A 25,544-nucleotide genomic window follows, 5' to 3' on the forward strand; every position below is an offset into this window, starting at 1 on the left:
ATATAAAATGAAACGCTGTTTTACTTTTAATAGATTATAGTTTTTTAAAATATTAAACCCAGTATTTGAGCGCAAATTATTAATAGCACCATAGCAATGGGATAAACTGTAGCATAGGCAACAGAAGGCGCATTGGTTTTAGTCATGCTGTCTACAGCAGCTAAACCAGGTGTGCTCGTCATAGCTCCAGTTAAAGTTCCTAAAAGGGTAAGAGAATTAATTTTAAAAAATATTCGAGCTATTATGGTAGCAAATAACATGGGTACTAAGGTAATTAAGCCACCAACTAAAAATAATTTTATACCATATTGTAAATATGTTTCTACCAAGGTTGCACCAGCTTTAGTTCCTACGGTTGCTAAAAAGAGCATCAAACCGAACTGTCGCAATAATTGGTTGGCATTACCACTCATTACCCAAAGAATGTTCCCCGTTTTTCCAACCCGACCTAAAATCATGGCCACGATTAACACGCCACCGGTAAGTCCGAGATTAAAAGTTAAAGAGTTTCCAAAAGAAAATGAAACGCCACCTACTAAAATACCTAACACGATACCGAGCGCCAGAGGGAAAAAATTAGTATCAGACAGTTTACTTTTGTTATCCCCAATTAAATTAGATATTTGAAGCACATTATCTTTAGAGCAGGCAATCATTAATTTATCACCCATTTGAAGCTTTAAATTTGGACTAGGCGCTAAGTCAATACCACTTCTTCGAATTCTGGTTACTGTGGCATTATAATTATTTAAAAGATTTAATTCCCCTAAATGTTTATTAACCAATTCTGTTTTTGTTAATAAATACGATTGCACAATGTATTGATCTCCTAAAGAAATTTCAATATCGGCCTTAGGACCAATTAAAAGTTTTACTCGTTTTAAGGCTTCTTTACTACCAACTACTTTAATAAAGTCTCCTTTATGTAAAACCGTATTTTTTTCTGGAGTAAACGCTTTACCTTTATGCATAACACGAGAAATAACACCTTTAGTCATCGATCGTACCCGCAATTCTTCAATAGTTTTATTAATGGCACTTTCATTTTCAACTACAAAATGACTGCTTGTTATCATTTCATAATGACTACTATTCTTTAAGTTATAAGCATCTTCTTCATTAGAAATTTCAATTTTAAAAATCTTTGGATATAGTTTTACAAAAAGAATAACACCAATAACTCCAAAAGGGTAGGCAATACCATAGCCAATGGATGCTAATGGCGAATGAGTTACATCTATGGCGGTTGCCAGACCAGGTGTACTAGTTAATGCGCCAGCCATGAGTCCTATAGCAATTGGTTTTTCAATATCTAAAAATAAAATAGATAAAAGACTTATTAGGGCCGCAGAAAGTACAATGATGACAGATATGATAACGAGATTTTTACCATGTTCTTTAAACGAATCGAAAAAACCCGGACCAGCCTGTAAACCAATCGTGTAAATAAAAAGTATGAGGCCTATTTTTTGTAAAATATCGGGTAACGCAACACCTAAATGGCCAAATAATAATGCAACAAATATTATGGCAGAGATATCTAACGAAATGCCTTTTATTTTTATGTTTCCTAGAATAAAACCAAAGCAAATAATTAAAAAAAGCGCCAGGTAAGTGGTATTTACAAAATCCATGTGGTTAGTCGTGTTAAATTGTTTAACAAATGTATTACAAAACAGAATTTATAAATCTGATTTATATCAAGTATCTAAAATTCATATTGTTTTGAATTTTTATATGCATAATGTAACAATTGTTTATTTGATACGTCCTATAAACATCAATCAAAAATAAATCATAATGAAAGAAGACAATCAACTTATAATGCTTACCCATTTGAGTCAATTAATAACCTTAGTCATAGGTTTTGGTAGTTTGTTGTTACCACTTTTTATTTGGTACACGCAAAAAGATAAAGTTTATCAAATGGATATACACGGAAAACGAATTGTTAATTTTCAATTAAGCTTACTCGTTTACTGTATTTTATGTATTCCTTTGGTGCTTTTATGCGGTATAGGTTTTGTAGGCTTTATTATTTTAGGAATTATATCTGTTGTATTGCCAATTGTAAACGCGATTAAAGCAAATAGAGGCGAAGTGCCAACATACCCATTATCTCTTAATTTTATTAGTTAAAAATGTTTATTTGAGATAATTAAAAAGCTCACCAATTTGGTGAGCTTTTTTGTATTTTGTTAAAGTATCTAAAAGTTTAGTTTAGTTGATAAAGAATGTGGTGTAATTAAGATTTAACTTTAACAAAAAGAATTATAATTAACTGTTTAACATAACAGGCATTACAAGCATGGTTACTAATTCGCCTTCATCAAGACCATCTACAGGTGTTAAAATACCTGCTCTATTTGGTAAGCTCATTTCTAATTGTACTTCATCTGCACTCAGGTTGTTTAACATTTCTGTTAAAAAACGAGAGTTAAAACCAATTTGAATATCGTCTCCTTGATAATCACAAGTTAAACGCTCTTCGGCCTTGTTGCTGTAATCAATATCTTCAGCAGAAATATTAAGTTCGGCACCAGCTATTTTTAAACGTATTTGATGTGTTGTTTTGTTAGAGAAAATACTAACACGACGAACAGAGTTTAAAAACTGTGTTCTGTCTATTACTAATTTATTCGGATTTTCCTTTGGAATTACCGCTTCGTAATTTGGATATTTACCATCAATTAAACGACAAATTAACTCCGAATTTTCGAAAGTAAATTTAGCATTAGAATCGTTATATTCTATAGTGACATCGTCTTCGCTACCTCCCAAAATACCTTTTAATAAATTTAAAGGTTTTTTAGGCATAATAAACTCGGCTACTTGGCTAGCTTTAACATCTTCTCTGGTGTACTTAACTAGTTTGTGAGCATCGGTAGCAACGAAAGTTAAACTTTCTGTTGAAAATTGAAAAAATACGCCACTCATTACCGGACGTAAATCGTCATTCCCAGCAGCAAAAATAGTTTTGCTAATAGCTGTTGCTAAAATATCGCCTGTAACTACCGTTTTACTTGGGTCATCTAGTGTTACAGCTTTTGGGAATTCTTTTCCATCGGCGTAAGCCAAAGCATATTTACCATGGTTTGAGCTAATTTCAATAGTATTATTATCTTCAACAACAAAGGTTAAAGGTTGCTCTGGAAACGTTTTTAAAGTATCTAATAATAATCTAGCAGGAATGGCTATACTGCCTTCGCTTTCACTTTCTACTTGTAAATTAGAAGACATGGTTGTCTCTAAATCGCTTGCAGAAACTGTTAATTTACTATGGTCTAATTCAAATAAAAAGTTATCTAAAATAGGTAAAGTATTAGAGCTGTTTATAACACCACCTAAAACTTGTAATTGTTTCAATAAATAAGTACTTGATACTATAAATTTCATGTGTTAACTATATTATTTTATTGAGTTTTTAATAATTGAATATCCCTTAAAGCGGGTTTTTATTCAAATGTTTAACAACTAAATAAATGAGTTTGAGCGTTTATTATGCTATTTACAAATATATTCTATACATACTAATATAGGAAACAAACTTATTAACATTTAAGCAGTGTATTTTTTCTTTCTTATGTAACTAAAAAGAACACCAAAAGCAGCTAGTAATATAAGTGGTAATAAGATGTTTACGATTTGCCAAGTCGTTTTTTCTGAAGCAATTTTTTCTTGATTTAAAAAAGCAACTGCAATTTCTTTGGTTCGAATGTTTATAAGTCCGTTGTCGTCAAGTAAATAATTAACAGCATTCAATAAGAATTCTTTATTTCCGTAAGATTGTCCTGTCCATTTATCGAAACCTAATTCTTGCGGTTTATTTCTAACAACGTCGTTTTTAATGATGTCGCCATCGGCAATTACAATCATTTTTGTTGGTGCACTTTTAAGTTTATCGGTTTTTAATTTTAAAGGTTTAATACGATTGCTATAAACCGATGTAAAAGTACCTTCAAGAAGTACAGCTAAAGTCTGATTTCCTTTATTAAACAATGCCGGATCTTGTGGCTGCGTAACTAAATCTAAACTAATTTCTCGCGGCGTGCCTTCTAATTTTGTTAGAGGGGCCGTTTCCAGCAAAATTGTTTTTTTAATATTGTTTTTTAAGGTGTCAATTTGATTGGCAAAATCAAATTTCACTAAATTTAAATTATTGGTAATTGCATGATTGTTATTAGATGCCGCTAATGGCGAATAAGGCCATTGTAAATGTTGAAATTGAGCATTACTTCCTTCGCCAATAGCCAATGTAATTGGAGTCGAGTATAGTGTGCTGGTAATAACAGGATTTATTCTTACGCCGTATTTAAAGAAAAAGTCAGTTAAATTTAAATCTCTGGTTATGGCAAAATTCTTTCCGGTTTCGTTGTACAAACTGTCTTTTTCCATTGCCACAGCATCAACAAGCCAGAGGCTTTTGCCACCATTCATGGTGTATTGGTCTAAAACATATTTCTCTGCTTCGGTGAAAGCTTCGGTTGGTTTTGCGGCAATAATTAAATCGAAATCTTCTAGCTTAGTTAGTGTTTTTTGCGCATTGGTTTCTACACTATCTAAAGTAAAGGGCGCAATAAAGTAATACTCACCAATTTTCTTAATAAAATCGGCAATATATTTATCGCTCAATTCATTATTCCCTTTTAAAACAGCAATTTTTTTATGTTTTGGAGTGGTTAGTTTGCTTAAACCATCGGCGAATGCATATTCTAAATGTTGAACCGAGTTTGTTACTAATTCTTGTTGATCGGCGCCAATTTTATTTTTTACCAACGGAATGGTAATCGTTTCATCATTATAACTAGCTAACGCCCAAGGAAATATAATAGCTTGTGTCGATTTTCCATTTTCCTGAACACTTAATTGCATGGGCATTAACCCTCTTGCGCTTAATTGTTGAATGTTGCGCTCGCGGCTCGCTTCATCCTCAATAGGATTAATAAAGTTGAATATAATATTGTTGTTGATGGCGGCGAATTCTTCAAGAAGTTGTTTGGTTTCGTTTTGAAGTCTTCTAAACTCCGAAGGAAAATCTTCGCCCTGTAAAAAAACATCAATTATAACGGGCGCATCTATGTTTTCAACAATATCAACAGCAGTCTCGCTTAAGGTAAAACGTTTGTCTTCAGTTAAATCGAAACGTTTGTAAACGACTTTACTAAATAAATTAACAGCAAGTATTGCTATTATTAAAACGACAATATGTTTTGCTTTTTTACTCAAATTTAGTTTCTAATTGATATTGTTTAGTGCTAACCACCGTGTTGTTTTCAAACACCAATTCAAGACATTCTTGATTCATGTTTAAAGCGCCTGGTTTAAAACCTAAATTGTAATTCCATTTGTCTTTAGAATTCGATTTAATGGCATCGTCCCAACCAAACCATTCTGGTTTTCCAAGGGTTGCTTCAACTTCGGCTTTTGTTTTGCCTAAAAAAATGTTTTTTTCAACCATTTCGTTACTCATTTCATAGCGTAGTGCAGGTTTGCTAACCCAAGCAGCCTGATCAAAATGTTTTTGATGGTGATAATCACTAAAAATATTTATTAAAGGATATAAAACGTAATAATATACAATGGGCGTTAAGGCCAAACTAATTAAAAAACTTAACCATTTGCGTTTATCTATGGTGTTTGTAAATAGCCAAACAAGAATAAACACGATTATTAATAAAACAATAAAGGTAGGCGTGTAAATCATTTTTAATTTTTGTTAATATTTAATTTCGTTAGAATTAAAAAGAAAATAGTTAAGCTTATAAAATATATAATATCTCTGGTATCGAGGACACCTCGACTCATACTTTTAAAGTGAATATTCATACCCAATTGTTCTATAAAATTACTAGAAGTGAATTCTGAAATGCCTTCAAAACCAATATAAAATAGAAGACAAAGCACGACAGCAATTATAAAAGCAACAATTTGATTGTCTGATAAAGACGATGTAAAAATACCAATAGCGGTGTAAGCAGCTATTAAAAAAAGGAGTCCGAAATACGACCCCAAGGTGCTACCCATATCTAAATTTCCAACCGGATTTCCTAATTGATACACCGTAAAAACATATAAAAGGGTTGGGGTTAAACTAATTAATATAAGTACAAATGCACCAAAATATTTGCCTAAAACAATGTTTAAATGCGAAATAGGTTTGGTTAGCAAAAGCTCTAAGGTGCCTTGTTTTTTTTCATCGGCAAAACTGCGCATAGTTACTGCTGGTATGAGGAACATAAGAATCCATGGCGCTAGTAAAAAGAATGATGATAAGTCTGCAAAACCATAATCGAGAATATTAAATTCGCCTTTAAAAACCCAAAGAAACAAACCATTTAAAAGTAAAAAAACACCAATAACAAGATAACCTATTGGTGAGGCGAAAAATGAGTTTATTTCTTTTTTTAAAATGGCAAACATGTACTTTATGTGTGGGTTATTTTAATAAGCTTCAAAATTAATTGTTTTTATTTTGAAATGAATAGTTTTTGCATTTGTTGTTAACATTATACCTAATTTTCTGAAATTTTAGGAAGCACAGACGACGATATAAAATTAACGCTTACCGTATCCATTAAATTTAATCCCATTAAAGTAGAAGCACTTCCAACCGTGGCACTATTACTTTTATAAACCGCAATTTCTAAAAAGCCTCCCGAATTAAAAACGACCAAGCCTCTGCCTTCGTCGTGACGTTTATCTTCCGAAAGATTAAAATTGACGATATCACTGTATTTATTATGTATTTTTTTGAATTTATAATTACGCGCCGATATCTCAAAGGCACGCCCTTTTTGAATCACCTCAAAAAAGCTACGTTTAATGTTGGTAATAACATTTCCGTAATTATCGACATAAATAACACTGCCTATAATTTGGTTTTTGTCGTCGTTAACATAAGGCAGAATGTTTTTTATAGGTTTAATATTTGTAATTGGTTTTCCTATAACTTCCAGTGTACCACCACGCGCTATATGGCAGGCCACTTTTACAAAAACATCCAAAACAGGGAAACTCGTTTGAATTTTATCATGAATATTAATTTCTACTATTTTCTCTGGTGCTATTTCAGAACAAATCATACTTAATATGCCGTTATTGGCACAAATAAAATAATGATCGTTTAATTTAGCGGCTATGTGTTTGTTTTCCGGATTAAGTTCAGAATCTATACCTATAATATGTATGGTTCCTTTTGGAAAACTAACATAAGCGTTTTGAATGATGTATGCGGCTTCTAAAATATTAAAAGGCGAAACATTGTGTGAGATATCAACAATTTTAACATCAGGTAATTCACTTAGTATAGCGCCTTTTGTCCCGCCAGTAAAGTGATCTTTTTGTCCAAAATCTGTAGTTAAAGTTATAATCGCCATTGGCAAAATTGTTGATATGTTTTTGTAGTTATGTCTTTTAAATTTATGTATTTTTGATTGAAACGAGACAGAACAAAACTAATAAATCATTTCTTCAGATTAAATATTATTTTAATTAATCTTAGAAGTAATTTTAATTTAAATCGACCCCTTTGAACGAAATCATTATTGAACTTGAAGAAATCACTCCAAAAGAGTTTTTTGGAGCACAGAATGCCAACATCGAACTTCTAAAAAAATATTTTCCAAAGCTTAAAATAGTGGCTCGCGGAAATAAAATTAAAGCCTTTGGCGATGAAGAATTGCTAGAAGTCTTCGACAGCAAAATAACCATGCTTTTAAAACATTTTGCTAAATACAATAAACTAGACGAAAACAACATAGAGCGCGTGCTATCAAGCGATAGTAGCGACGACTATGCGACTTCACAACAAAGTGGAGAAGTTATTGTACATGGTGTAAATGGCAGAATGATTAAAGCCCAAACAACAAATCAGCGTAAAATGGTTGAGCTTATGCGTAAAAACGATATGGTTTTTGCTATTGGTCCAGCTGGAACGGGAAAAACGTATACAGGTGTTGCGCTAGCTGTGCAGGCTTTAAAAAACAAGGAGGTTAAACGAATTATTTTAACCAGGCCAGCGGTTGAAGCAGGGGAGAACCTTGGGTTCTTACCAGGTGATTTGAAAGAAAAACTAGATCCGTACATGCAACCTCTATATGATGCCCTACGCGATATGATTCCTGCCGAAAAATTAGCGATGTATATTGAAAACGGTACCATTCAAATTGCTCCATTAGCTTTTATGCGCGGTCGTACTTTAGATAATGCGTTTGTAATTTTAGATGAAGGACAAAACACAACCCATAACCAAATGAAAATGTTTTTAACTCGTATGGGTAAAAATGCGAAGTTTTTATTAACGGGCGATCCCGGACAAATAGATTTACCTCGTCGTACCATTTCTGGATTGAAAGAAGCACTTTTAATTTTGAAAGATGTAGAAGGCGTGGGTATGATATTTTTAGATGATAAAGATGTTATCCGTCATAAATTAGTTAAGAAAGTTATTGAAGCTTACAAGAACATAGAAAACAGAGATTAATTAAAAACGAATTTATATACAAAAGCCTGTTAATTTAAATTAATAGGCTTTTTTTTGTATAACTCCATAAATCAATATATTATTTGTTTTTGCTATAGAAAAAAGTTTTAATTCTGTAAATTTTAAAAAAAATCCTGTAAAGTATTAACTGTACTTATACCCGAGATTTGCAGTATAAATTTTAAATCAAAACAATATGAAAAAGTTATTTTTAATTACAGGATTACTATTAGGATTTAACACTATTTATGCACAGCAAAATGATATTGATATCACATCAGACAATTCTTGGCTTAAGGCCGGACTAACAGCAGGTGTGCCTCTGGGAGACGCCAGCGATTTATCATCTTTTAACATGGGAGTCGATCTTCGAGGACAATATTTATTTAATCCCAATTTAGGTATTGGTGTGGCATCTGGTTATAGCCATTATTTTGGTAAAGATGGTGTAGATGATTTTGGAATTGTGCCATTAGCGGGTTTTGTACGCTACTATTTTACACCAAGCGGCTTGTTTTTAGGTACAGATCTAGGATATGGGTTTTTAACTAACGCCAATAATAATGATGGTGGTCTTTATGTAAACCCTCAAATAGGATATCACAACAGAGATTGGAATATTTATGCTTTTTATCAAAATACGTTTGCAGAAAACGATATCGATTTACAAACAGTTGGATTGGGCGTTACCTACAATATTAGGTTCTAATAAATAGCTTCAATACAATACATAATTTTAAAAAGGAGAATGATTATTTCTCCTTTTTTTATTTAGTTATTGTTTAACATAACGAAACAAATTACATTTGCATTAATTAATAACTAGCCACTTCTAATGAATACAATTACAGCAACCAATTTTAATTTTCCAGGACAAAAAAATGTTTACAAAGGAAAAGTGAGAGAAGTTTACAACATAAACGACCAAGAATTGGTTATGATTGCAACCGACAGGTTATCTGCATTCGATGTAGTAATGCCTAAAGGAATTCCTTATAAAGGACAAATTTTAAACCAAATAGCAACCAAAATGATGGCTGCTACCGAAGATTTAGTTCCTAACTGGTTAACTGCAACTCCAGATCCCAATGTTGCTGTAGGTCATTTATGTGAGCCTTTTAAAGTTGAAATGGTTATAAGAGGCTACATGTCTGGTCATGCTGCTCGCGAATACAAAGCAGGAAAGCGCATGCTTTGCGGTGTTGCTATGCCAGAAGGGATGAAAGAAAATGATGCTTTTCCAGAGCCCATTATTACACCAGCAACAAAAGCAGAAATGGGCGATCACGACGAAGATATATCCAGAGAAGATATTTTAAAACGTGGTATTGTTAGTGAAGCAGATTATTTAGTTCTTGAAGATTACACACGTAAATTATTTCAAAGAGGAACAGAAATTGCCGCTAGTAGAGGTTTAATTTTAGTCGATACCAAATACGAATTCGGAAAAACAAAAGATGGTAAAATTGTATTAATTGACGAAATACACACCCCCGATTCTTCTCGTTATTTTTATGCTGAAGGTTACCAAGAACGTCAGGATAAAGGTGAAGCACAAAAGCAATTAAGTAAAGAATTTGTTCGTCAATGGTTAATTGCTAATAATTTTCAAGGGTTAGAAGGACAGGTTGTTCCAGAAATGACCGATGACTATATAACTTCCGTAAGTGAGCGTTATATTGAACTTTATGAAAATATTACTGGTGAAAAATTTATTAAAGCCGATGTTAGTAATATCCAGCAGCGTATTGAAGCCAATGTTCTGGAATATTTAAAATAGAATTTATAAATTATAAAAACAAAAAAGCCCATGCAACAGCATGGGCTTTTTGTATATAAACAGTTTTATTTAATCCCAGCTATTGGTTTTTGAAACAGCATAAGTGCCACCTCCAGTAAAAACAAGAGCTAGTGCACCAAACATGTATATACCTAAAAGTTCTAAAGCCCATCCGCCATGTTCGCTCATGCTAAAAATATCGTTACTATGTACTAAAAGCATAGCAACAAGACAATTTATAACAAAAATAAAAGCTGCAATTCTGGTTCTAAAACCCACAATTATAGCAACAGGCGCTATAATTTCACCAACCAAAACACCGTAAGCTAAAAATCCAGGCAAGCCTTTTTCAATAAGCATACTTTCAATAAACGTTAAAGCACCTCCAAATTTGGCTAAACCATGAAGTAACATTAAAATACCAACTGACAATCTGAGTATTAATAATCCTAGAGCTAAATTTCTTTTCATATTTTAAATATTTTTCACAAAGAAACTAACTAAAGGCAGTAATAAAAATAATATAGATTAATAAATATAAAGAGAGATGCTATGGTTTTGTTTTTTTTAATTTATCTACTACTTTACGAGCCAGATTGTACACAAAATGATTTGTTCGAGCATAATAAAACGAAATAATACAAACAACAATTACAAATAGGATCGCACCAAAAATAGCTTCCGTAGGATTTAATGCTTTATTAAAAAATCGTTTTAAACCATATCCCGTAAAACTTCCATAAAGAATAATAAAGTGTATTACATAAATAGAAAGTGTTTTTTCTCCAATTCTTCCTATTATAGATTGTTTCAAATAATTTTCTAATGAGTAAAATATTCCAAATAATACCAAAACATTTCCTAATCGCGTAAATAGGTAATTATAATCGGCACTTAATTTTAATAAATCGATATTAGTTAAGTAATGCAGTCTCAACAATAACCAAGATGAATAATACATTAAAAAATAACCAGCCACAAAAAAAGTTACTACGGTAAAAATTTTAAATTGGTTACGATGTACATGTCTAAAAAACACAGTAGAAATAAAAGCACCAAAGGCCGAATATCCAAACCATGGTAAAATAGTAAATACAGAGCCATTTATTTTAGTGATGTAATTAGAAATTATAAGCGGTAAATTAGTTACTTCTAAGTTTCTATATAATGGTTCTGAAACAAAACATATACAACCAACGGAAAATAAAACAACAGAAAATAAATAGGAATAATTTTTAAATAAGACATGTAGACAAACTAAAATTATTAATGACAGTCCAATACATTGTAATACATCGATAACTAAAAAGTAAGTGTTAAAATAACCTGAAAACCAACTTACTAAATTTATACGAAGACTGTAACCTATTCCTAGCAAGAGTAATCCTCTAAATAATCCTTTTTTTATACGAGGTTGGTCATCGCCTTTTGCATTTGCTTTTAAAAGTAAATAGGTAAATACCAATCCAGAAATTGTAAAAAATGTTGGTGCTGTAACACCTCTAAAATACGACCAGATTCTATAAGCTGTACTTGTGTCTACTCTGTAAACAGGCTCTAATAGCGTATCAATAAAATGTCCTTGAAGCATCATTAAAATGGCAAAAGCCCGAACAGCATCAATAAAATATAGGCGACTTGTTTGCACTAAATAGTTGGTTTTAATAATATAAATATACTTTTAAATTTTAATTTAAAATAGTAACGAAAGTATATTATTTATTTCAAAAATTTAACAGTATTTTAAATATTAATTTTTTCAATAAAATTGTGTTTTACTTAGTAAGTGTTATATTAGAGCTTAATCAAACATATCTTATTAAAATTGCAGATTAACCAACTGCAATGTTAAATTTTAATAAACCTGTTAAATTAATATTAAAACTATCAACTAAATTAAAATAATAAACATGACTAAAGGTAAAGCGAATGCTTACTGGAAAATAAATTTAAGGTATCTATTGGTGCTTTTATTTATATGGTTTTTAGTTTCCTATGGTGCTGGAATTTTATTCAAAGACACCCTTAATCAAATTAAAATTGGAGGTTTTAAATTGGGCTTTTGGTTTGCCCAACAGGGTTCTATGTATGTATTTGTTATTCTCATTTTCGTATATGTTCGTTTAATGAATAAACTTGATAAAAAATACGGATATGATGAATAATTTGTTTTTAGAAGCAGGTATTGGAGTTCAAAACTGGACGTATATTATTGTAGGATTAACTTTTGCCTTATATATTGGAATTGCAATCTGGACGCGTGCCGGATCTACAAAAGAATTTTATGTTGCCGGTGGTGGCGTTTCTCCTTTAGCAAATGGTATGGCAACCGCAGCAGATTGGATGAGTGCAGCTTCTTTTATTTCTATGGCAGGAATTATTTCTTTTGCGGGCTATGATGGTGCCGTTTACTTAATGGGGTGGACTGGAGGATATGTTTTGCTAGCATTATTGTTGGCGCCCTATTTACGTAAATTCGGAAAGTTTACAGTGCCAGATTTTATTGGAGACAGATACTATTCTAACACGGCCAGATTTGTTGGCGTTATTTGTGCACTTTTAGTATCATTTACTTATGTTGCCGGACAAATGCGTGGTGTAGGTTTGGTGTTCTCTCGATTTTTAGAAGTCGATATAAACACTGGTGTAATTATTGGGATGTTTATTGTTTTGTTTTACGCCGTTTTAGGTGGCATGAAAGGCATCACATATACTCAAGTCGCTCAATACTGTGTCTTGATTTTTGCTTTTATGGTACCTGCCATTTTTATTTCTTTACAAATAACAGGTAATCCTATTCCGCAATTAGGTTTTGGAAGTACCTTGTCAGATGGTTCAGGAACTTATCTGCTTGATAAATTAGATGGCTTAAGTACCGATCTTGGTTTTAACGAATACACAGAAGGTTCCAAATCGGTAATTGATGTATTTGCAATTACCTTAGCTTTAATGGTGGGTACAGCAGGATTGCCACATGTAATCGTGCGCTTTTTTACTGTTAAACGTGTTAAAGATGCTCGTAAATCGGCTGGTTTAGCTTTATTACTTATCGTTATTTTATATACTACAGCTCCGGCTGTGGCTGTTTTTGCAAGAAAAAATATGATTGAAACCGTTTCTAATAAAGAGTATCGTAATATGCCGGAATGGTTTAAAAAATGGGAAACAACTGGCCTAATTACTTTTAATGATAAAAATAATGATGGGGTTATTCAATACGTTGCAGACAAATCTAAAAACGAATTAGTTGTAGATAACGACATTATGGTACTGGTAAATCCAGAAATAGCGCAATTACCAGACTGGGTTATTGCTCTAGTAGCTGCAGGTGCACTAGCAGCAGCATTGTCTACAGCAGCAGGCTTATTATTAGTAATTTCATCATCGGTTTCTCACGATTTAATTAAGAAAATGGTTAATCCTAATATCTCTGAAAAAGGCGAATTATTAGCAGCGCGTTTGTCTGCGGTTGTGGCTGTTTGCGTTGCAGGGTATTTCGGAATTAATCCGCCTGGTTTTGTTGCTGCTACCGTAGCTTTAGCCTTTGGTTTGGCTGCAGCATCATTTTTTCCAGCTATTATTTTAGGAATTTTTTACAAGAAAATGAATAAAGAAGGTGCCGTTGCCGGAATGGTTGTAGGTATAACATCGATGTTACTTTATATGGTTAAATACCGATTAGGATGGTTTGATGAGGTTTTACCCGATAAAAGTGCATGGTGGTTTGGTATTTCTCCAGAAGGATTTGGTACCGTGGCCATGATTTTAAATTTTGTAGTATCAATTGTTGTAATGAAATTTACACCAGAGCCACCACAAGATGTTCAAGAAATTGTAGAACTAATTAGAATTCCTAGTGGAGCAGGAGAAGCTACCGGGCATTAGTTCAATTCATAATGAATAATTAAAAATTATACAGTTCATCAATTAAAAAAATAAACGCATAAACAAATCAACAGAAAAAGAAAATGAGTAATTATCACATAAAACATTTAGAAGAATATTATCAAGTTTATAGAAAATCTATAAGAGAGCCTGAAAATTTTTGGGAAGAGGTCGCCGAAGAACATTTTTTGTGGCGAAAAAAATGGGAAAATGTTTTAAGTTGGGATTTTTCTAAGCCCGAAGTTAAATGGTTTGAAGGTGCCAAACTAAATATTACCGAAAATTGCATCGACAGACATTTAACAACCCGTGGCGACAAAACAGCTATTTTATTCGAACCTAATAATCCTAATGAACCTGCAGAGCATATTTCTTATAAAGAATTATCTAAACGCGTAAATAAATTTGCTAATGTTTTAAAAGATAAAGGCATAGAAAAAGGCGATCGCGTTTGTATTTATTTACCAATGATTCCAGAATTGGCCATTTCTGTTTTAGCTTGTGCGAGAATAGGAGCAATTCATTCGGTTGTTTTTGCAGGATTTTCTTCAACAGCGCTATCAACAAGAATAAATGACAGTGATTGTAAAATGGTAATTACCAGTGATGGCTCTTATCGTGGCCCTAAAACTATCGATTTAAAAGGCATTGTTGATGATGCCTTAGAAGATTGTCCGGGTGTGCAATCTGTTTTGGTTGCTAAACGTATACACTCAAATATCTCCATGACAGAAGGTCGCGATGTTTGGTTGCAACCTCTTTTAGACCAAGCTTCAGATTTTTGTAAAGCTGAAATTATGGATTCTGAAGATCCACTATTTATTCTTTACACATCGGGATCTACTGGAAAACCCAAAGGTATGGTTCACACCATTGGGGGGTATATGGTTTATACTGCATACACTTTTAAAAATGTATTTCAATACAGAGAACATGATGTGTATTGGTGTACTGCCGATATTGGTTGGATTACAGGCCATAGTTATATAGTGTATGGTCCGTTAGCAAACGGCGCAACGTCTCTGATGTTTGAAGGCGTTCCAAGTTATCCAGATTTTGGACGTTTCTGGGACATTGTTGAAAAGCATAAAGTAAACCAGTTTTACACCGCACCAACAGCTATTCGAGCCTTAGCAAAAGAAGGTGTCGATTTAATTGAAAAACACAATTTATCATCATTAAAAGTTTTAGGATCTGTTGGAGAACCTATTAATGAAGAAGCCTGGCATTGGTATAACGACAACATCGGAAAGAAAAACAGTCCGATTGTAGATACCTGGTGGCAAACTGAAACAGGCGGTATTATGATTACTCCCATACCGTTTGTAACACCAACCAAACCAACCTATGCTACTTTACCATTTATTGGTATTCAGCCTGCATTAATGGACGAACAGGGAAACGAACTTAAAGGAAATCAAGTGGAAGGCCGTTTGTGTATTAAATTCCCTTGGCCTAGTATGGCCAGAACTATTTGGGGTAACCACGAACGTTATCGAGATACTTATTTTACGGCTTTCGAAAATAAATATTTTACAGGAGATGGAGCTTTAAGAGATGAGGTAGGTTATTACAGAATTACGGGTCGTGTTGATGATGTTATTATTGTATCGGGACACAATTTAGGTAGCGCACCTATTGAAGATGCTATTAACGAACATCCAGCAGTATCAGAATCTGCCATCGTTGGTTTTCCTCATGACATTAAAGGAAATGCCCTATATGGTTATGTTATTCTTAAAGATACAGGAGAAAGCAGAGACCAAAATAACTTAAGAAAAGAGATTAATCAAATTATAACAGAACACATTGGACCCATTGCTAAACTAGATAAAATTCAGTTTACCAGCGGATTACCAAAAACCCGTTCTGGAAAAATTATGCGTCGTATTTTACGTAAAATAGCTTGTAACGACACTAGTAATTTGGGTGATACCAGTACCTTATTAAACCCAGAAGTGGTTCAGGATATTATAGATAATGCGCTTTAAAACACACGTATTATTTAAGTAAATAGCCCCAGTTTAGATGTTTTCTTTTATCTAAACGACTTAATATTTTTAAAAACACCAATGCTGTGATAAGCGCATCGCCGGTGGCGGTGTGCCTATCTACTGTAGGTACATTTAATTCTTTACACAAATAGTCCAGAGAATAGGGTTTTGTGTTTTCTTGATAGATAATGTGTAAAGACCGCTTGTAAAGCACACCCGTATCAATAAATTTGTTTTTAAGCTTTCCTAAACCGTGTCTTAGTAATATTTCATTAATCATGCGTTTATCGAAACTTGCATGATGCGCAACAATGATGGCGTCTTTTATGTAGTCTAAAAACAGTTTTATAGCGTCTAATTCACTAATTTTTTTTTCAGAACCATTGCGCATTAAACCATGAATTTTTACGGTTTCTGGTTTAAAAATGTTTTGCTCCAAATAAATTTCGAAGGTATTACTTACTTCAATTTTTTTATTAATAATAGAAACAGCACCGATAGATAAAACACGATCTTCTTTAACATCTAAACCTGTGGTTTCGGTATCGAAAGCAACAAACCGGGTGTCTGTAATATCTGATTTCGATTTATTTTTAAAATGAGACAGATATACTTTCCAAAAATCTGGATACCCTGTTTTTTTTCTAAATAACCAATCAAACAACATATTAAACAAAGTTTTTTAAATCAAACTTCAGCTTTAAAGTTTCTTGAATTTCACTAATTGGCTTAAAACAACGTCTTAATTTAAGCTGTTCTTCTTTAGTTAAACTTTCAATTTCTATTAACTTACCTGAGTTGTTGTGTAATAGTCCTTGTTTGGTTTTAAATTTCGATAAGGCCTTAAAAGCATACGAACAAGATTCGTAGAGTTCTTTATTGTTTGGCTCTATTTCAGCTAATTTTTCATAGCGCTCGTAAGTATTGTTAACACTTTTAATTTTGTTAAATAAAGTTAACAATCTAGCAGCATCAATTAGAGGCATAAGGGCACGACTTTTTATATTAAAAAGGTCTTTTTTATCATCACTTTTTTCATAAACAAATTGTCTGAAAAAGCCTAAAGGTGACGGGTTTTTAAGCGCATCTCTTCCTAAAAATTTAAAGAAAAGAGCCGATTCGTCTAAGGTTTTGTAAATGAATTCTGTAAGTTCATCGGTAAGAGAAGAATCGCCATAAACACAACTGTAATCAAAAAATATAGATGCCAGTAAAATGGCTTTTTCATCGGGACTTAAAATCCAATCATTAAATTGGTGCTTCCATTCGGATATTGATTTGCACCACTCTGTGTTACTCGCCATCATATCGGCCTCGCAATATTCGAAACCTATTTTGTTTAACGATTTTGTAACATGTTTTGCTAATTCCAGGAAATATTTTTGTGTTGCTTCGTAGTTTTCATCATCTACATTTGCAAAAACAATGGCATTATCTTGGTCTGTAAACAGGAGTTGTTCTTTTCGTCCTTGGCTGCCAATAGCCAACCAAGCAAAAGCCACAGGTGGTGGACTTGGCATTTTTTTTAAAGCTATTTCTATGGCACGAATTGTAACGGTATCATTAATTTGAGAAATTATTTTTATAATGTGTGAAAGAGGAATACTTTGTTCTAAATAACTCTTTAAAAGCGCATTTGCTTTAAGTCTTGCCGCACGAAGTGTTTTGGTTCGCTTGGCTCGTTTAATTTCTTTTAAAATAACAGAAGGACTATTACCTAGGGTTACTAAAATATCATGATGCGTTAATACACCAATGAGTTTGGAATTTACTGTACCGTCTTTAGTGATACATAAATGCCCAATATTATGTTTTATCATTTGTAATTGACCATCGGCAACCGTTAAATCTTTTTTATTTGTATAAACAGGAGAAGACATAATATTTTTAACCGATGTATCAATTGGGTATAATCCCGTGGCAATTTTATTTTTAATATCACTGTTTGTAATAATACCCGTTGGCCGTTTTTCGTTGTCTACAACGATAATACAACCAATTTTGTGGGCACTCATTTTTATTGCAGCTTCTTTTAAAGTCGCTGTGGTATCGCAAGTAATTGGGTTTTTAGAGTAATTCGCCGTTTGAAAGTTTACAATGTCTTGGGGATTATTTGGAAGGTAATCAACAAAAATTTTACCATATTCTTCGGCTGTATATGGGTCGTAAGCATTGGTAGCAAAGGCTGTAATTAAAAATTTTTGAACACTAGCATTATTGTTTGTAACCGACTGAAATATTTCAATAGGTACGGCATAAACAATAGATTCTTCGTTAGCACTGGCTGTTAATTTGTAATTTTCTTTTGCAATAAGTGGCCGTACCCCAAAAACATCTCCGGCATCACAAATATTTATAACCTCCTGTATGTTATTGCTTTTAGTATGTAATAAGGCAATACCTCCATTTCGAACAATATAAAACTGGTTTTTAAACGATTCGCCTTTTTCGTATAAATTATCGCTTTTTTCTAAATACAAAATGGATACTTGGGTTGAAATAGCAAGTAAATCATCTGCTTTTAATAAGTTAAAAGGAGGATATGTTTTTAAAAAATCGTAAACGCGTTCAGCAATCGAATTTTTCATTCGTGATGTTTTTCAATTATAATTATTACGAAATGGAGGTTTTAATTAAATCATTTTAAAATTTAAAATTAAATCACCTTCAAGCGAAGCTTGTAAATGATCTCCTTTTTTTATTTCGCCTGTGCCAGACGCTGGCGTTCCAGTAAAAATTAAATCTCCAGGCTCTAAAGTCATAAACTTCGAAGTAAAAGCGATAATATCACTAAAATTGTAAATCATAAACGCCGTGTTTCCAATTTGCTTTTCTTCACCGTTTATAACCAAGTTAAAGTTAATATCGTTTAGGTTTGGAAAATTAGAAACTGGTTTAAAGGTAGAAATAGGAGCAGCGCCATCAAAACCTTTTCCTAAGTCCCATGGCCCTTTAGATTCTCTGTAGGCATTAAAAATATCTTTAGCAGTAAAATCTATACCAAGTCCAATTTCAGAAATATAAGAAGCAGCATTTTCCAGACCAATATCTTTACCTTTTTTGCCAATTTTAATTACCAATTCGACTTCATACATTAATTGGTTAGTGAAACTAGGGTAAATAACATCTTGGTTATTGGTTACTAAACTAGATTCTGGTTTAGAAAATATAATCTGATTTCCAGTTTTATTCGCACTTATTTCTTCTAAGTTGCCTACATAGTTTTTACCAATGGCAAGTATTTTCATTGTGTTTATAGTTTAAATTAATAATGTAAATTTAGTGAATTTAGATGTGTAAATTAATTTAATTCCATCTGCATTTTTTTTAAAACACCGACTTTTTTTAAGTATCTTATAGGTCTATAAAATAAATTTAAAAACACTATGAAAATACATGCATATGCCGCTAAAGAACAAGGTGCAAAACTAGAGAAAATAACTTATAACTTGCCAGAAATAGGCAAGGAGGAAGTCGATATAAAAGTCCATTATTGTGGAATTTGTCATTCCGATTTAAGTATGATAAACAACGATTGGGGCATGTCGCAATACCCCTTAGTGCCTGGACATGAAGTTGTTGGAGAAGTTATTGGTTTTGGTACTGAGGTTAAAGGTTTAAAAATTGGCGATAAAGTTGGTTTGGGTTGGTATTCTGCCTCTTGTATGCATTGTAACCAATGTTTAGACGGGAAACAACATTTATGTGGTTCGGCCGAAGCAACCATAGTTGGGCGACATGGCGGATTTGCCGATGCCGTAAGAGGTCACTGGTCTTGGGTTACACCATTGCCTGAAGGTCTCGATATGGCCAAAGCGGGACCCTTATTCTGTGGTGGTATTACCGTTTTTAATCCCATAGTTTTATCGGGTGTGCAACCTACAGACAAGGTAGGTGTTATTGGTGTAGGTGGTTTAGGGCACATGGCTATTAAATTTTTAAAAGCTTGGGGCTGCGAGGTTATCGCCTTTAGTTCCAATCCTAATAAAAAAGAAGAAATTTTAAAAATGGGCGCGCATAGCGTTATCGATTCAACCAAGCCTGAAGCGCTAGAAAGTATTGCAGGCTCGCTCAATTTCATTTTAAATACAACCAATGTCTCCTTAGATTGGAATTCCTTTTTAACAACGCTGGCACCCCAAGGTAAGTTGCATACAGTTGGTGCTGTATTAGAACCCATGGCCATTCCGGCATTTAGTTTAATAATGGGAGAAAAATCGGTTGGAGGTAGTCCTCTTGGAAGTATCGCTTTAACCCGTAAAATGTTAGAATTTTGTGTAAGACATGATATTTATCCAACTGTAGAGGAATTCAAAATGGACGACGTAAACAAGGCTATCGAACATTTAGAAGCTGGAAAAGCTAGATTTAGACTCGTATTAAAAGCATAAAAAATAGAAATTATGTCAAAATCAATGGATACTAAGAAGAATATTAAAAAAGCACCTGTTTTAACACCAAAAGAGAAAAAAGCAGCTAAACTTGCTAAAAAAGCAAAGCGCACTTAATAAGCAGTATGTTTTATAATGAAGCCACCTTAAGGTGGCTTTTTATTTTAGACTAAACAACATCTTAAATTTAATATTACTTATTTTTACACTTTATTTTTTTACTTAAAACATTTTAATGCAACAACTTCAATCGGCCTCAGAAACTTCAAAAAATTCTAAATCTAAAGTAACCATGGCTCAGGCCTTTAAAACCATTATTTGGCCGAGGCGAAAACTGGTTTTTATTGGTTTATTACTTATAGTTTTTAAAAGTTTAGCAGGCTTAATATTACCTTGGCAAAGTAAATTGTTGTTAGATGAAGTCGTTCCAAATAAAGATTTTAAACAACTTTATGGTTTAATAGCCATTGTTTTAGGAGCCATTGCTGTTCAGGCAGTGAGTTCTTTTTTATTAACACAAATATTAAGTGTACAGGCACAATATTTAATAAGTGAATTACGAGCGCAGGTACAAAAAAAAGTACTGTCTTTACCCATAAGTTTTTTCGATAACACAAAATCGGGGGCTTTAGTTTCTCGAATTATGAGTGATGTAGAAGGTGTTAGAAACCTTATTGGCACGGGCCTTGTGCAACTAGTTGGCGGGACTTTTACAGCCATTGTATCTTTAATAATTTTGATTAAACTAAATCCATGGATGACCTTATTTGTCTTTGTGCCACTGTCTATATTTGGATACATTGCCTTGCGTGCTTTTAAATACATTCGACCCATTTTTAGAAATCGTGGTAAAATAAATTCTGAAGTAAAAGGCCGACTAACAGAAACTTTAGCAGGTGTTCGTGTTATAAAAGCATTTAACGCCGAAGCCCAAGAAAATGAAGTTTTTGAGAAAGGAGTTGAAAAATTATTTGAGAATGTTAAAAAGAGTTTAACTGCTACGTCTTTTATGACAAGCGCTTCCACTTTTTTAATTGGTGTTGCCACTACTGGTATTATGGGCATTGGCGGCTACTATATGATACATGGTGAAATGACATCGGGCGATTTTCTGTTTTTTACTTTAATCCTTGGTTTTATGATTGCTCCAATTGTTCAAATGAGTAATATTGGAAGTCAATTAACTGAAGCACTTGCGGGTTTAGACAGAACCGAAGAACTTATGAACATGACCGCCGAAGAGGATAATGAAGCCCGAACCATTTTATTAGACAATATTAAAGGCGACATTGTTTTTAATGATGTTTCATTTGCCTATGAAGCCGGTAAAGAAGTACTTCATAACATCAATTTTACTGTTCCAGCAGGTTCTGTTACTGCTTTAGTAGGTAGTTCGGGGTCTGGGAAATCGACTATTGCGGGTTTATCGGCAACCTTTTTAACGCCTAAATCAGGAAAAGTAACCATTGACAATCAAGATTTATCTAAAGTGAAATTAAGTAGCTATCGTAAGTTTTTAGGTGTTGTTTTACAAGATGAATTTTTGTTTGAAGGAACTATTAGAGAAAACATCCTGTTCCCAAGACCAAATGCAAGTGAAACAGATTTACAAAATGCCGTAAAAGCCGCCTATGTAAATGAATTTACCGATAGGTTTGATGATGGTTTAGATACCTTAATAGGAGAACGCGGTGTTAAATTATCAGGCGGTCAGCGACAGCGATTAGCCATTGCCAGAGCTATTTTGGCAAATCCGAAAATTATTATTTTAGATGAAGCTACGTCAAGTTTAGACACCGAGAGCGAGGCCTTGATTCAAAAAAGTTTAACGCAATTAATAAAAGACAGAACAACCATTGTTATTGCTCACAGATTAAGCACCATTAAAAAAGCCGATCAAATTTTAGTCATTGAGTCTGGTAAAATTGTAGAACGTGGCAACCACGACGCGTTAATAGCTCTTGGCGGAAGGTATTACGATTTATATACCTACCAAGCAAAAATTTAAAGGCTTAAGGCTAATTTTTGTCTGCGTCTTACCATTATAAAAACTAAAACAGAAAACACACCAAAAACCGAAAACCCAATAAAAAGTGGTAATACCGATGTTTTTACAAACCCGCCAATGTAATTTGCTATAGGTACTGCCATTACAGTAGAAATAAAGCCGTTTATTGCTGCACCAATACCTGCAATATGCCCAATAGGTTGCATTGCTAAAGCTCTAAGATTTCCAAAAGAAATCCTAAGGCAAAAAATTGCAAGGCAAAAAAGCCCACTAAAACATAAATACTAGGGTTGTTACCAGACCAAAATAATAAAACATAGAGCAACGATACTGCGGCATATACTACTGATGACGCGTAGCCAATTTTAAACATCCCAAACTTCATAACCAATCTACTATTTAAAAAAGTAGCCAAACCAATAGAAATGGCCAAACTGGCAAATATATAGGGAAACATATTTGCGAGATTGTATTGCTTTTCAAAAATTTGTTGCGATGTACTTAAATATACCATAAACGAACCGGTAATAAAACCAGAAACCATGGTAAAAGCAACCGCTTCTTTTTCTTTAAAAAAAGCTTTCGTACCATCAATAAATAAATGCGAAGTAAATTTAATGCGTTTCTCTTTAGGTAAAGTTTCAGGTTGTCGTATCCATAACCACAACATGATTAATACACCAAAAATCAAATTAAAATAGAAAATAGATTCCCAGTTAAAAAGATATATTAAAAAGGTTCCCAAGGTAGGCGCTATAACAGGCACTAAAATGAAAAACATCACCACAATAGATACTATTTTCGCCATATAATCACCTTCAAACGAGTCGCGTATCATCGATAGTGTTAAACTTCTAGGAGCCGATAAGCCAACACCTTGAAAAATACGACCAAGAATCATCATTTCAAAACTTTTAGTTGTTGCACAAACAATGCTGGCTGCAATAAAAACCATAAAACCAAAGTAAACAATGGGTTTTCTGCCAAAACTATCAGATAGAGGACCAAAAATGAGTTGCCCACAACCAATACCTAAAAATATCATGGTAATTAATAATTGATTGTCGCTAGGCGTTTTAACATTTAAAGAAGCTCCAATGTCTGGTAATGCTGGAAGTAAAGCATCGATAGATAAAGCAACGATAGACATTAATGAAGCCATTAGGGCCACAAATTCAAATTTGAAATTCTGAGGTTTTTGCATGATGCAAAACTAAAGTATTAAATTTAGTTAAAAATTAAAATCAAGTTAATTAGCTTCATTTTATTGTTAAATTTGTTTTTAAGAATATTATACATGAGCATACAACCCTTAATAATATACATAAATAACTACATTAGTTTATCCGATAAAGATATTGCTTTATTAGAGGATAAATTATTCATTAGAAAGTATTTAAAAGGACAATATATTGTTCAACAGGGTGATGTTTGTAAATATTCTTGCTACGTTTTAGAAGGGTGTACCAAAACCTTTTATTTAGACAAAGAAGGCCAAGAACATATTTTAATGTTTTCCATTGAAGATTGGTGGTCTTCAGATATTGGTAGTTTTATTACACAGTCGCCTGCCGATTTTAACGTGCAATGTCTTGAAAATACCGAAGTTGTTGTTTTTGCAGAAGATATTATCGAAGAATTGTATGAAAAAATACCCGCTTTAGAACGCTTTTTTAGAAAAATAATTGAGAAAGCATTTGTAGCATCGCAAAAACGAATTGTAAGAAACTTTAGTCTTACTGCAAAAGAACAATATTTATTTTTCAGAGAACAGTATCCGCTTATAGAGCAACGTATTCCGCAATATATGATTGCTTCATACCTTGGTATTACCAAAGAATTTTTAAGCAAAATTAAAAGCCAGCTTATACAAGAGCAATAAATGTTAATCTAGATTAACATGATTTCATAAACTACTTCATTTTTTACCTCGTATTTGTTACCCAAATTTGTGTGAGACAAATTGGTATAAATTATGCACACATTAATCGAAAAAATTAGTGCTCTCAACGACATGATTTTACAAGGAAAAGCGCTTGAAGCATTTGACGAATTTTATCACGACGACGTAGTAATGCAAGAAAACGATACACCAGAATTTGTTGGGAAAGAAATTAATAGAAAAAGAGAAGAAGCGTTTTTTGCAGCCATAACAGAATTTAGATGCGCTAAGCCTTTAAAAATTGCCATTGGCGAAAATACGACCATGGTTGAGTGGCATTTTGATTATACTCACAAAGATTTAGGGATTAGAAATTTTAATCAAATTGCCGTTCAAGAATGGAAAGACGGAAAAATTATTAAAGAAAAATTTTATTACGGATCATAAAAATTAAACTAAAATTAAAACTAGAAAAATGAAAAAATTAATTAAAAATTTAGCAGCAGTAGCAATTGTAGCATTTGCAACATTTTCTTTTACAACCATCGTAAAAGAGAAAAAAGAAATTAAAATAGATGAAAGCAAAGTTGTTTGGAAAGGTTATAAAGTAACAGGTTCACACGAAGGAACCATTGCTTTAGAGTCTGGTTCTTTATCTTTTGAAGGAGATAAATTAGTAGGAGGTGAGTTTGTTATCGATATGACCACTATAAACTCTACAGATTTACAAGGTGAGTACAAAGATAAATTAGATGGTCATTTAAAGTCAGATGATTTCTTTGGTGTAACAAAACACCCAAAAGCAAGTTTAGTTTTTACTAAAGTAAAAGCTTCAGGAAAAAATGCTTACGAAGTAACGGGCGATTTAACTATTAAAGGTAAAACACACCCAGTATCGTTTGTAATTTCAATTTACGGAAATAAAGCAACTACATCATTAAAAGTTGATAGAACAAAATACGATGTACGTTACGGGTCTACAAGCTTTTTCGATGGTTTAAAAGATAAGGCTATTTACGATGAATTCGATTTAGTAGCTGATTTACAGTTTTAATCAAAGAGTGACTAATTTGATAGCAAGAAGGAGGTATTCAGAAATGGATGCCTTTTTTTTTGATTCTA

Annotated in this window: 23 protein-coding genes and 1 pseudogene; 12 read left to right on the forward strand and 12 right to left on the reverse strand. The window is 32.9% G+C overall.

Going from position 1 to position 25,544, the window contains the following annotated elements; genetic code table 11:
• Positions 1-44: 44 nt before the first annotated feature.
• Entirely contained in the window at positions 45-1,634 is a 1,590-nt protein-coding gene (locus tag AW14_RS09825) for an aspartate:alanine exchanger family transporter (RefSeq protein WP_044638644.1), read from the reverse strand.
• Positions 1,635-1,800: 166 nt separating this feature from the next.
• On the opposite strand from AW14_RS09825, the gene AW14_RS09830 reads away from it, so the two are divergent.
• On the forward strand, positions 1,801-2,139 hold the full coding sequence (locus AW14_RS09830) for a DUF4870 domain-containing protein (protein WP_044638645.1): 339 nt from the start codon (positions 1,801-1,803) through the stop codon (positions 2,137-2,139).
• 138 nt (positions 2,140-2,277) lie between these two features.
• Here AW14_RS09830 and dnaN read toward each other — a convergent pair whose 3' ends face one another.
• From dnaN to AW14_RS09855, 5 genes are all read right to left on the reverse strand, one after another.
• Positions 2,278-3,396 carry a DNA polymerase III subunit beta gene (gene dnaN, locus AW14_RS09835; RefSeq protein WP_044638646.1) on the reverse strand — a complete coding sequence of 373 codons (1,119 nt, stop codon included), beginning with the start codon at positions 3,394-3,396 and terminating at the stop codon, positions 2,278-2,280.
• A gap of 162 nt (positions 3,397-3,558) precedes the next feature.
• Positions 3,559-5,226 carry a gliding motility-associated ABC transporter substrate-binding protein GldG gene (gene gldG / locus AW14_RS09840; RefSeq protein WP_084708853.1) on the reverse strand — a complete coding sequence of 556 codons (1,668 nt, stop codon included), beginning with the start codon at positions 5,224-5,226 and terminating at the stop codon, positions 3,559-3,561.
• On the reverse strand, positions 5,219-5,704 hold the full coding sequence (locus AW14_RS09845) for a hypothetical protein (protein WP_044638647.1): 486 nt from the start codon (positions 5,702-5,704) through the stop codon (positions 5,219-5,221). The genes gldG and AW14_RS09845 overlap by 8 nt, the downstream gene beginning before the upstream one ends.
• Before the next feature lie 2 nt (positions 5,705-5,706).
• Positions 5,707-6,420 carry a gliding motility-associated ABC transporter permease subunit GldF gene (gene gldF / locus AW14_RS09850; protein WP_044638648.1) on the reverse strand — a complete coding sequence of 238 codons (714 nt, stop codon included), beginning with the start codon at positions 6,418-6,420 and terminating at the stop codon, positions 5,707-5,709.
• Positions 6,421-6,512: 92 nt separating this feature from the next.
• The gene (locus tag AW14_RS09855; RefSeq protein WP_044638649.1) at positions 6,513-7,376 is read right to left on the reverse strand and encodes an SAM hydrolase/SAM-dependent halogenase family protein; all 864 of its coding nucleotides are present in this window, start codon (positions 7,374-7,376) and stop codon (positions 6,513-6,515) included.
• A 152-nt stretch (positions 7,377-7,528) separates the two neighbouring features.
• On the opposite strand from AW14_RS09855, the gene AW14_RS09860 reads away from it, so the two are divergent.
• The 3 genes from AW14_RS09860 (at position 7,529) to AW14_RS09870 (ending at position 10,262) form a co-directional block, all read left to right on the forward strand.
• Positions 7,529-8,482, forward strand: a complete 954-nt coding sequence (locus AW14_RS09860) for a PhoH family protein (protein WP_044638650.1) — start codon at positions 7,529-7,531, stop codon at positions 8,480-8,482.
• 196 nt (positions 8,483-8,678) lie between these two features.
• Entirely contained in the window at positions 8,679-9,191 is a 513-nt protein-coding gene (locus AW14_RS09865; protein WP_052647477.1) for a hypothetical protein, read from the forward strand.
• A 126-nt stretch (positions 9,192-9,317) separates the two neighbouring features.
• Positions 9,318-10,262, forward strand: coding sequence for a phosphoribosylaminoimidazolesuccinocarboxamide synthase (locus AW14_RS09870; protein ID WP_044638651.1), 945 nt, complete (start codon positions 9,318-9,320; stop codon positions 10,260-10,262).
• 69 nt (positions 10,263-10,331) lie between these two features.
• On the opposite strand, the gene AW14_RS09875 is transcribed toward AW14_RS09870, so the two are convergent.
• Both AW14_RS09875 and AW14_RS09880 read right to left on the reverse strand, forming a co-directional pair.
• The gene (locus tag AW14_RS09875) at positions 10,332-10,733 is read right to left on the reverse strand and encodes a DoxX family protein (RefSeq protein ID WP_044638652.1); all 402 of its coding nucleotides are present in this window, start codon (positions 10,731-10,733) and stop codon (positions 10,332-10,334) included.
• Positions 10,734-10,812: 79 nt separating this feature from the next.
• Positions 10,813-11,910, reverse strand: a complete 1,098-nt coding sequence (locus tag AW14_RS09880; RefSeq protein ID WP_052647478.1) for a heparan-alpha-glucosaminide N-acetyltransferase domain-containing protein — start codon at positions 11,908-11,910, stop codon at positions 10,813-10,815.
• A 262-nt stretch (positions 11,911-12,172) separates the two neighbouring features.
• Here AW14_RS09880 and AW14_RS09885 point away from each other — a divergent pair, with 262 nt between their 5' ends.
• The 3 genes from AW14_RS09885 (at position 12,173) to acs (ending at position 16,138) form a co-directional block, all read left to right on the forward strand.
• Positions 12,173-12,427 carry a DUF4212 domain-containing protein gene (locus AW14_RS09885; protein WP_084708854.1) on the forward strand — a complete coding sequence of 85 codons (255 nt, stop codon included), beginning with the start codon at positions 12,173-12,175 and terminating at the stop codon, positions 12,425-12,427.
• Between the two features lie 19 nt (positions 12,428-12,446).
• Positions 12,447-14,147, forward strand: coding sequence for a sodium:solute symporter family protein (locus AW14_RS09890; protein ID WP_044639598.1), 1,701 nt, complete (start codon positions 12,447-12,449; stop codon positions 14,145-14,147).
• 83 nt (positions 14,148-14,230) lie between these two features.
• Positions 14,231-16,138, forward strand: a complete 1,908-nt coding sequence (gene acs, locus AW14_RS09895; RefSeq protein WP_044638655.1) for an acetate--CoA ligase — start codon at positions 14,231-14,233, stop codon at positions 16,136-16,138.
• A 10-nt stretch (positions 16,139-16,148) separates the two neighbouring features.
• Here acs and AW14_RS09900 read toward each other — a convergent pair whose 3' ends face one another.
• Genes AW14_RS09900 through AW14_RS09910 form a run of 3 tightly spaced genes read right to left on the reverse strand, consistent with a single transcriptional unit; the run spans position 16,149 to position 19,389 of the window.
• Positions 16,149-16,808: a 3'-5' exonuclease gene (locus tag AW14_RS09900; protein WP_044638656.1), complete on the reverse strand. Its 660-nt coding sequence runs from the start codon at positions 16,806-16,808 to the stop codon at positions 16,149-16,151.
• Between the two features lies 1 nt (position 16,809).
• Entirely contained in the window at positions 16,810-18,729 is a 1,920-nt protein-coding gene (locus AW14_RS09905) for a DUF294 nucleotidyltransferase-like domain-containing protein (RefSeq protein WP_044638657.1), read from the reverse strand.
• A gap of 45 nt (positions 18,730-18,774) precedes the next feature.
• Positions 18,775-19,389 carry a fumarylacetoacetate hydrolase family protein gene (locus AW14_RS09910; RefSeq protein ID WP_044638658.1) on the reverse strand — a complete coding sequence of 205 codons (615 nt, stop codon included), beginning with the start codon at positions 19,387-19,389 and terminating at the stop codon, positions 18,775-18,777.
• A gap of 138 nt (positions 19,390-19,527) precedes the next feature.
• Between AW14_RS09910 and ahr the strand changes: the two genes are divergently transcribed.
• Both ahr and AW14_RS09920 read left to right on the forward strand, forming a co-directional pair.
• Positions 19,528-20,532, forward strand: coding sequence for an NADPH-dependent aldehyde reductase Ahr (gene ahr, locus AW14_RS09915; protein WP_044638659.1), 1,005 nt, complete (start codon positions 19,528-19,530; stop codon positions 20,530-20,532).
• 235 nt (positions 20,533-20,767) lie between these two features.
• Complete coding sequence (locus AW14_RS09920) at positions 20,768-22,540, forward strand: ABC transporter ATP-binding protein (protein ID WP_044638660.1); 1,773 nt, start codon at positions 20,768-20,770, stop codon at positions 22,538-22,540.
• Here AW14_RS09920 and AW14_RS09925 read toward each other — a convergent pair.
• Positions 22,537-23,744: pseudogene (locus AW14_RS09925) on the reverse strand (multidrug effflux MFS transporter). The gene AW14_RS09920 and the pseudogene AW14_RS09925 overlap by 4 nt on opposite strands.
• A gap of 93 nt (positions 23,745-23,837) precedes the next feature.
• On the opposite strand from AW14_RS09925, the gene AW14_RS09930 reads away from it, so the two are divergent.
• The 3 genes from AW14_RS09930 to AW14_RS09940 all read left to right on the forward strand — a co-directional run bounded on the left by AW14_RS09930 (position 23,838) and on the right by AW14_RS09940 (position 25,476).
• A complete protein-coding gene (locus AW14_RS09930; protein WP_044638661.1) occupies positions 23,838-24,422 on the forward strand; it encodes a Crp/Fnr family transcriptional regulator in 585 nt (194 codons plus the stop codon).
• A gap of 93 nt (positions 24,423-24,515) precedes the next feature.
• Positions 24,516-24,869, forward strand: a complete 354-nt coding sequence (locus tag AW14_RS09935; protein ID WP_044638662.1) for a SnoaL-like domain-containing protein — start codon at positions 24,516-24,518, stop codon at positions 24,867-24,869.
• Between the two features lie 28 nt (positions 24,870-24,897).
• Positions 24,898-25,476: a YceI family protein gene (locus AW14_RS09940; protein ID WP_044638663.1), complete on the forward strand. Its 579-nt coding sequence runs from the start codon at positions 24,898-24,900 to the stop codon at positions 25,474-25,476.
• Positions 25,477-25,544: the final 68 nt, after the last annotated feature.

Source organism: Siansivirga zeaxanthinifaciens CC-SAMT-1, assembly GCF_000941055.1.
GTDB classification, from domain to species: Bacteria; Bacteroidota; Bacteroidia; order Flavobacteriales; family Flavobacteriaceae; genus Siansivirga; species Siansivirga zeaxanthinifaciens.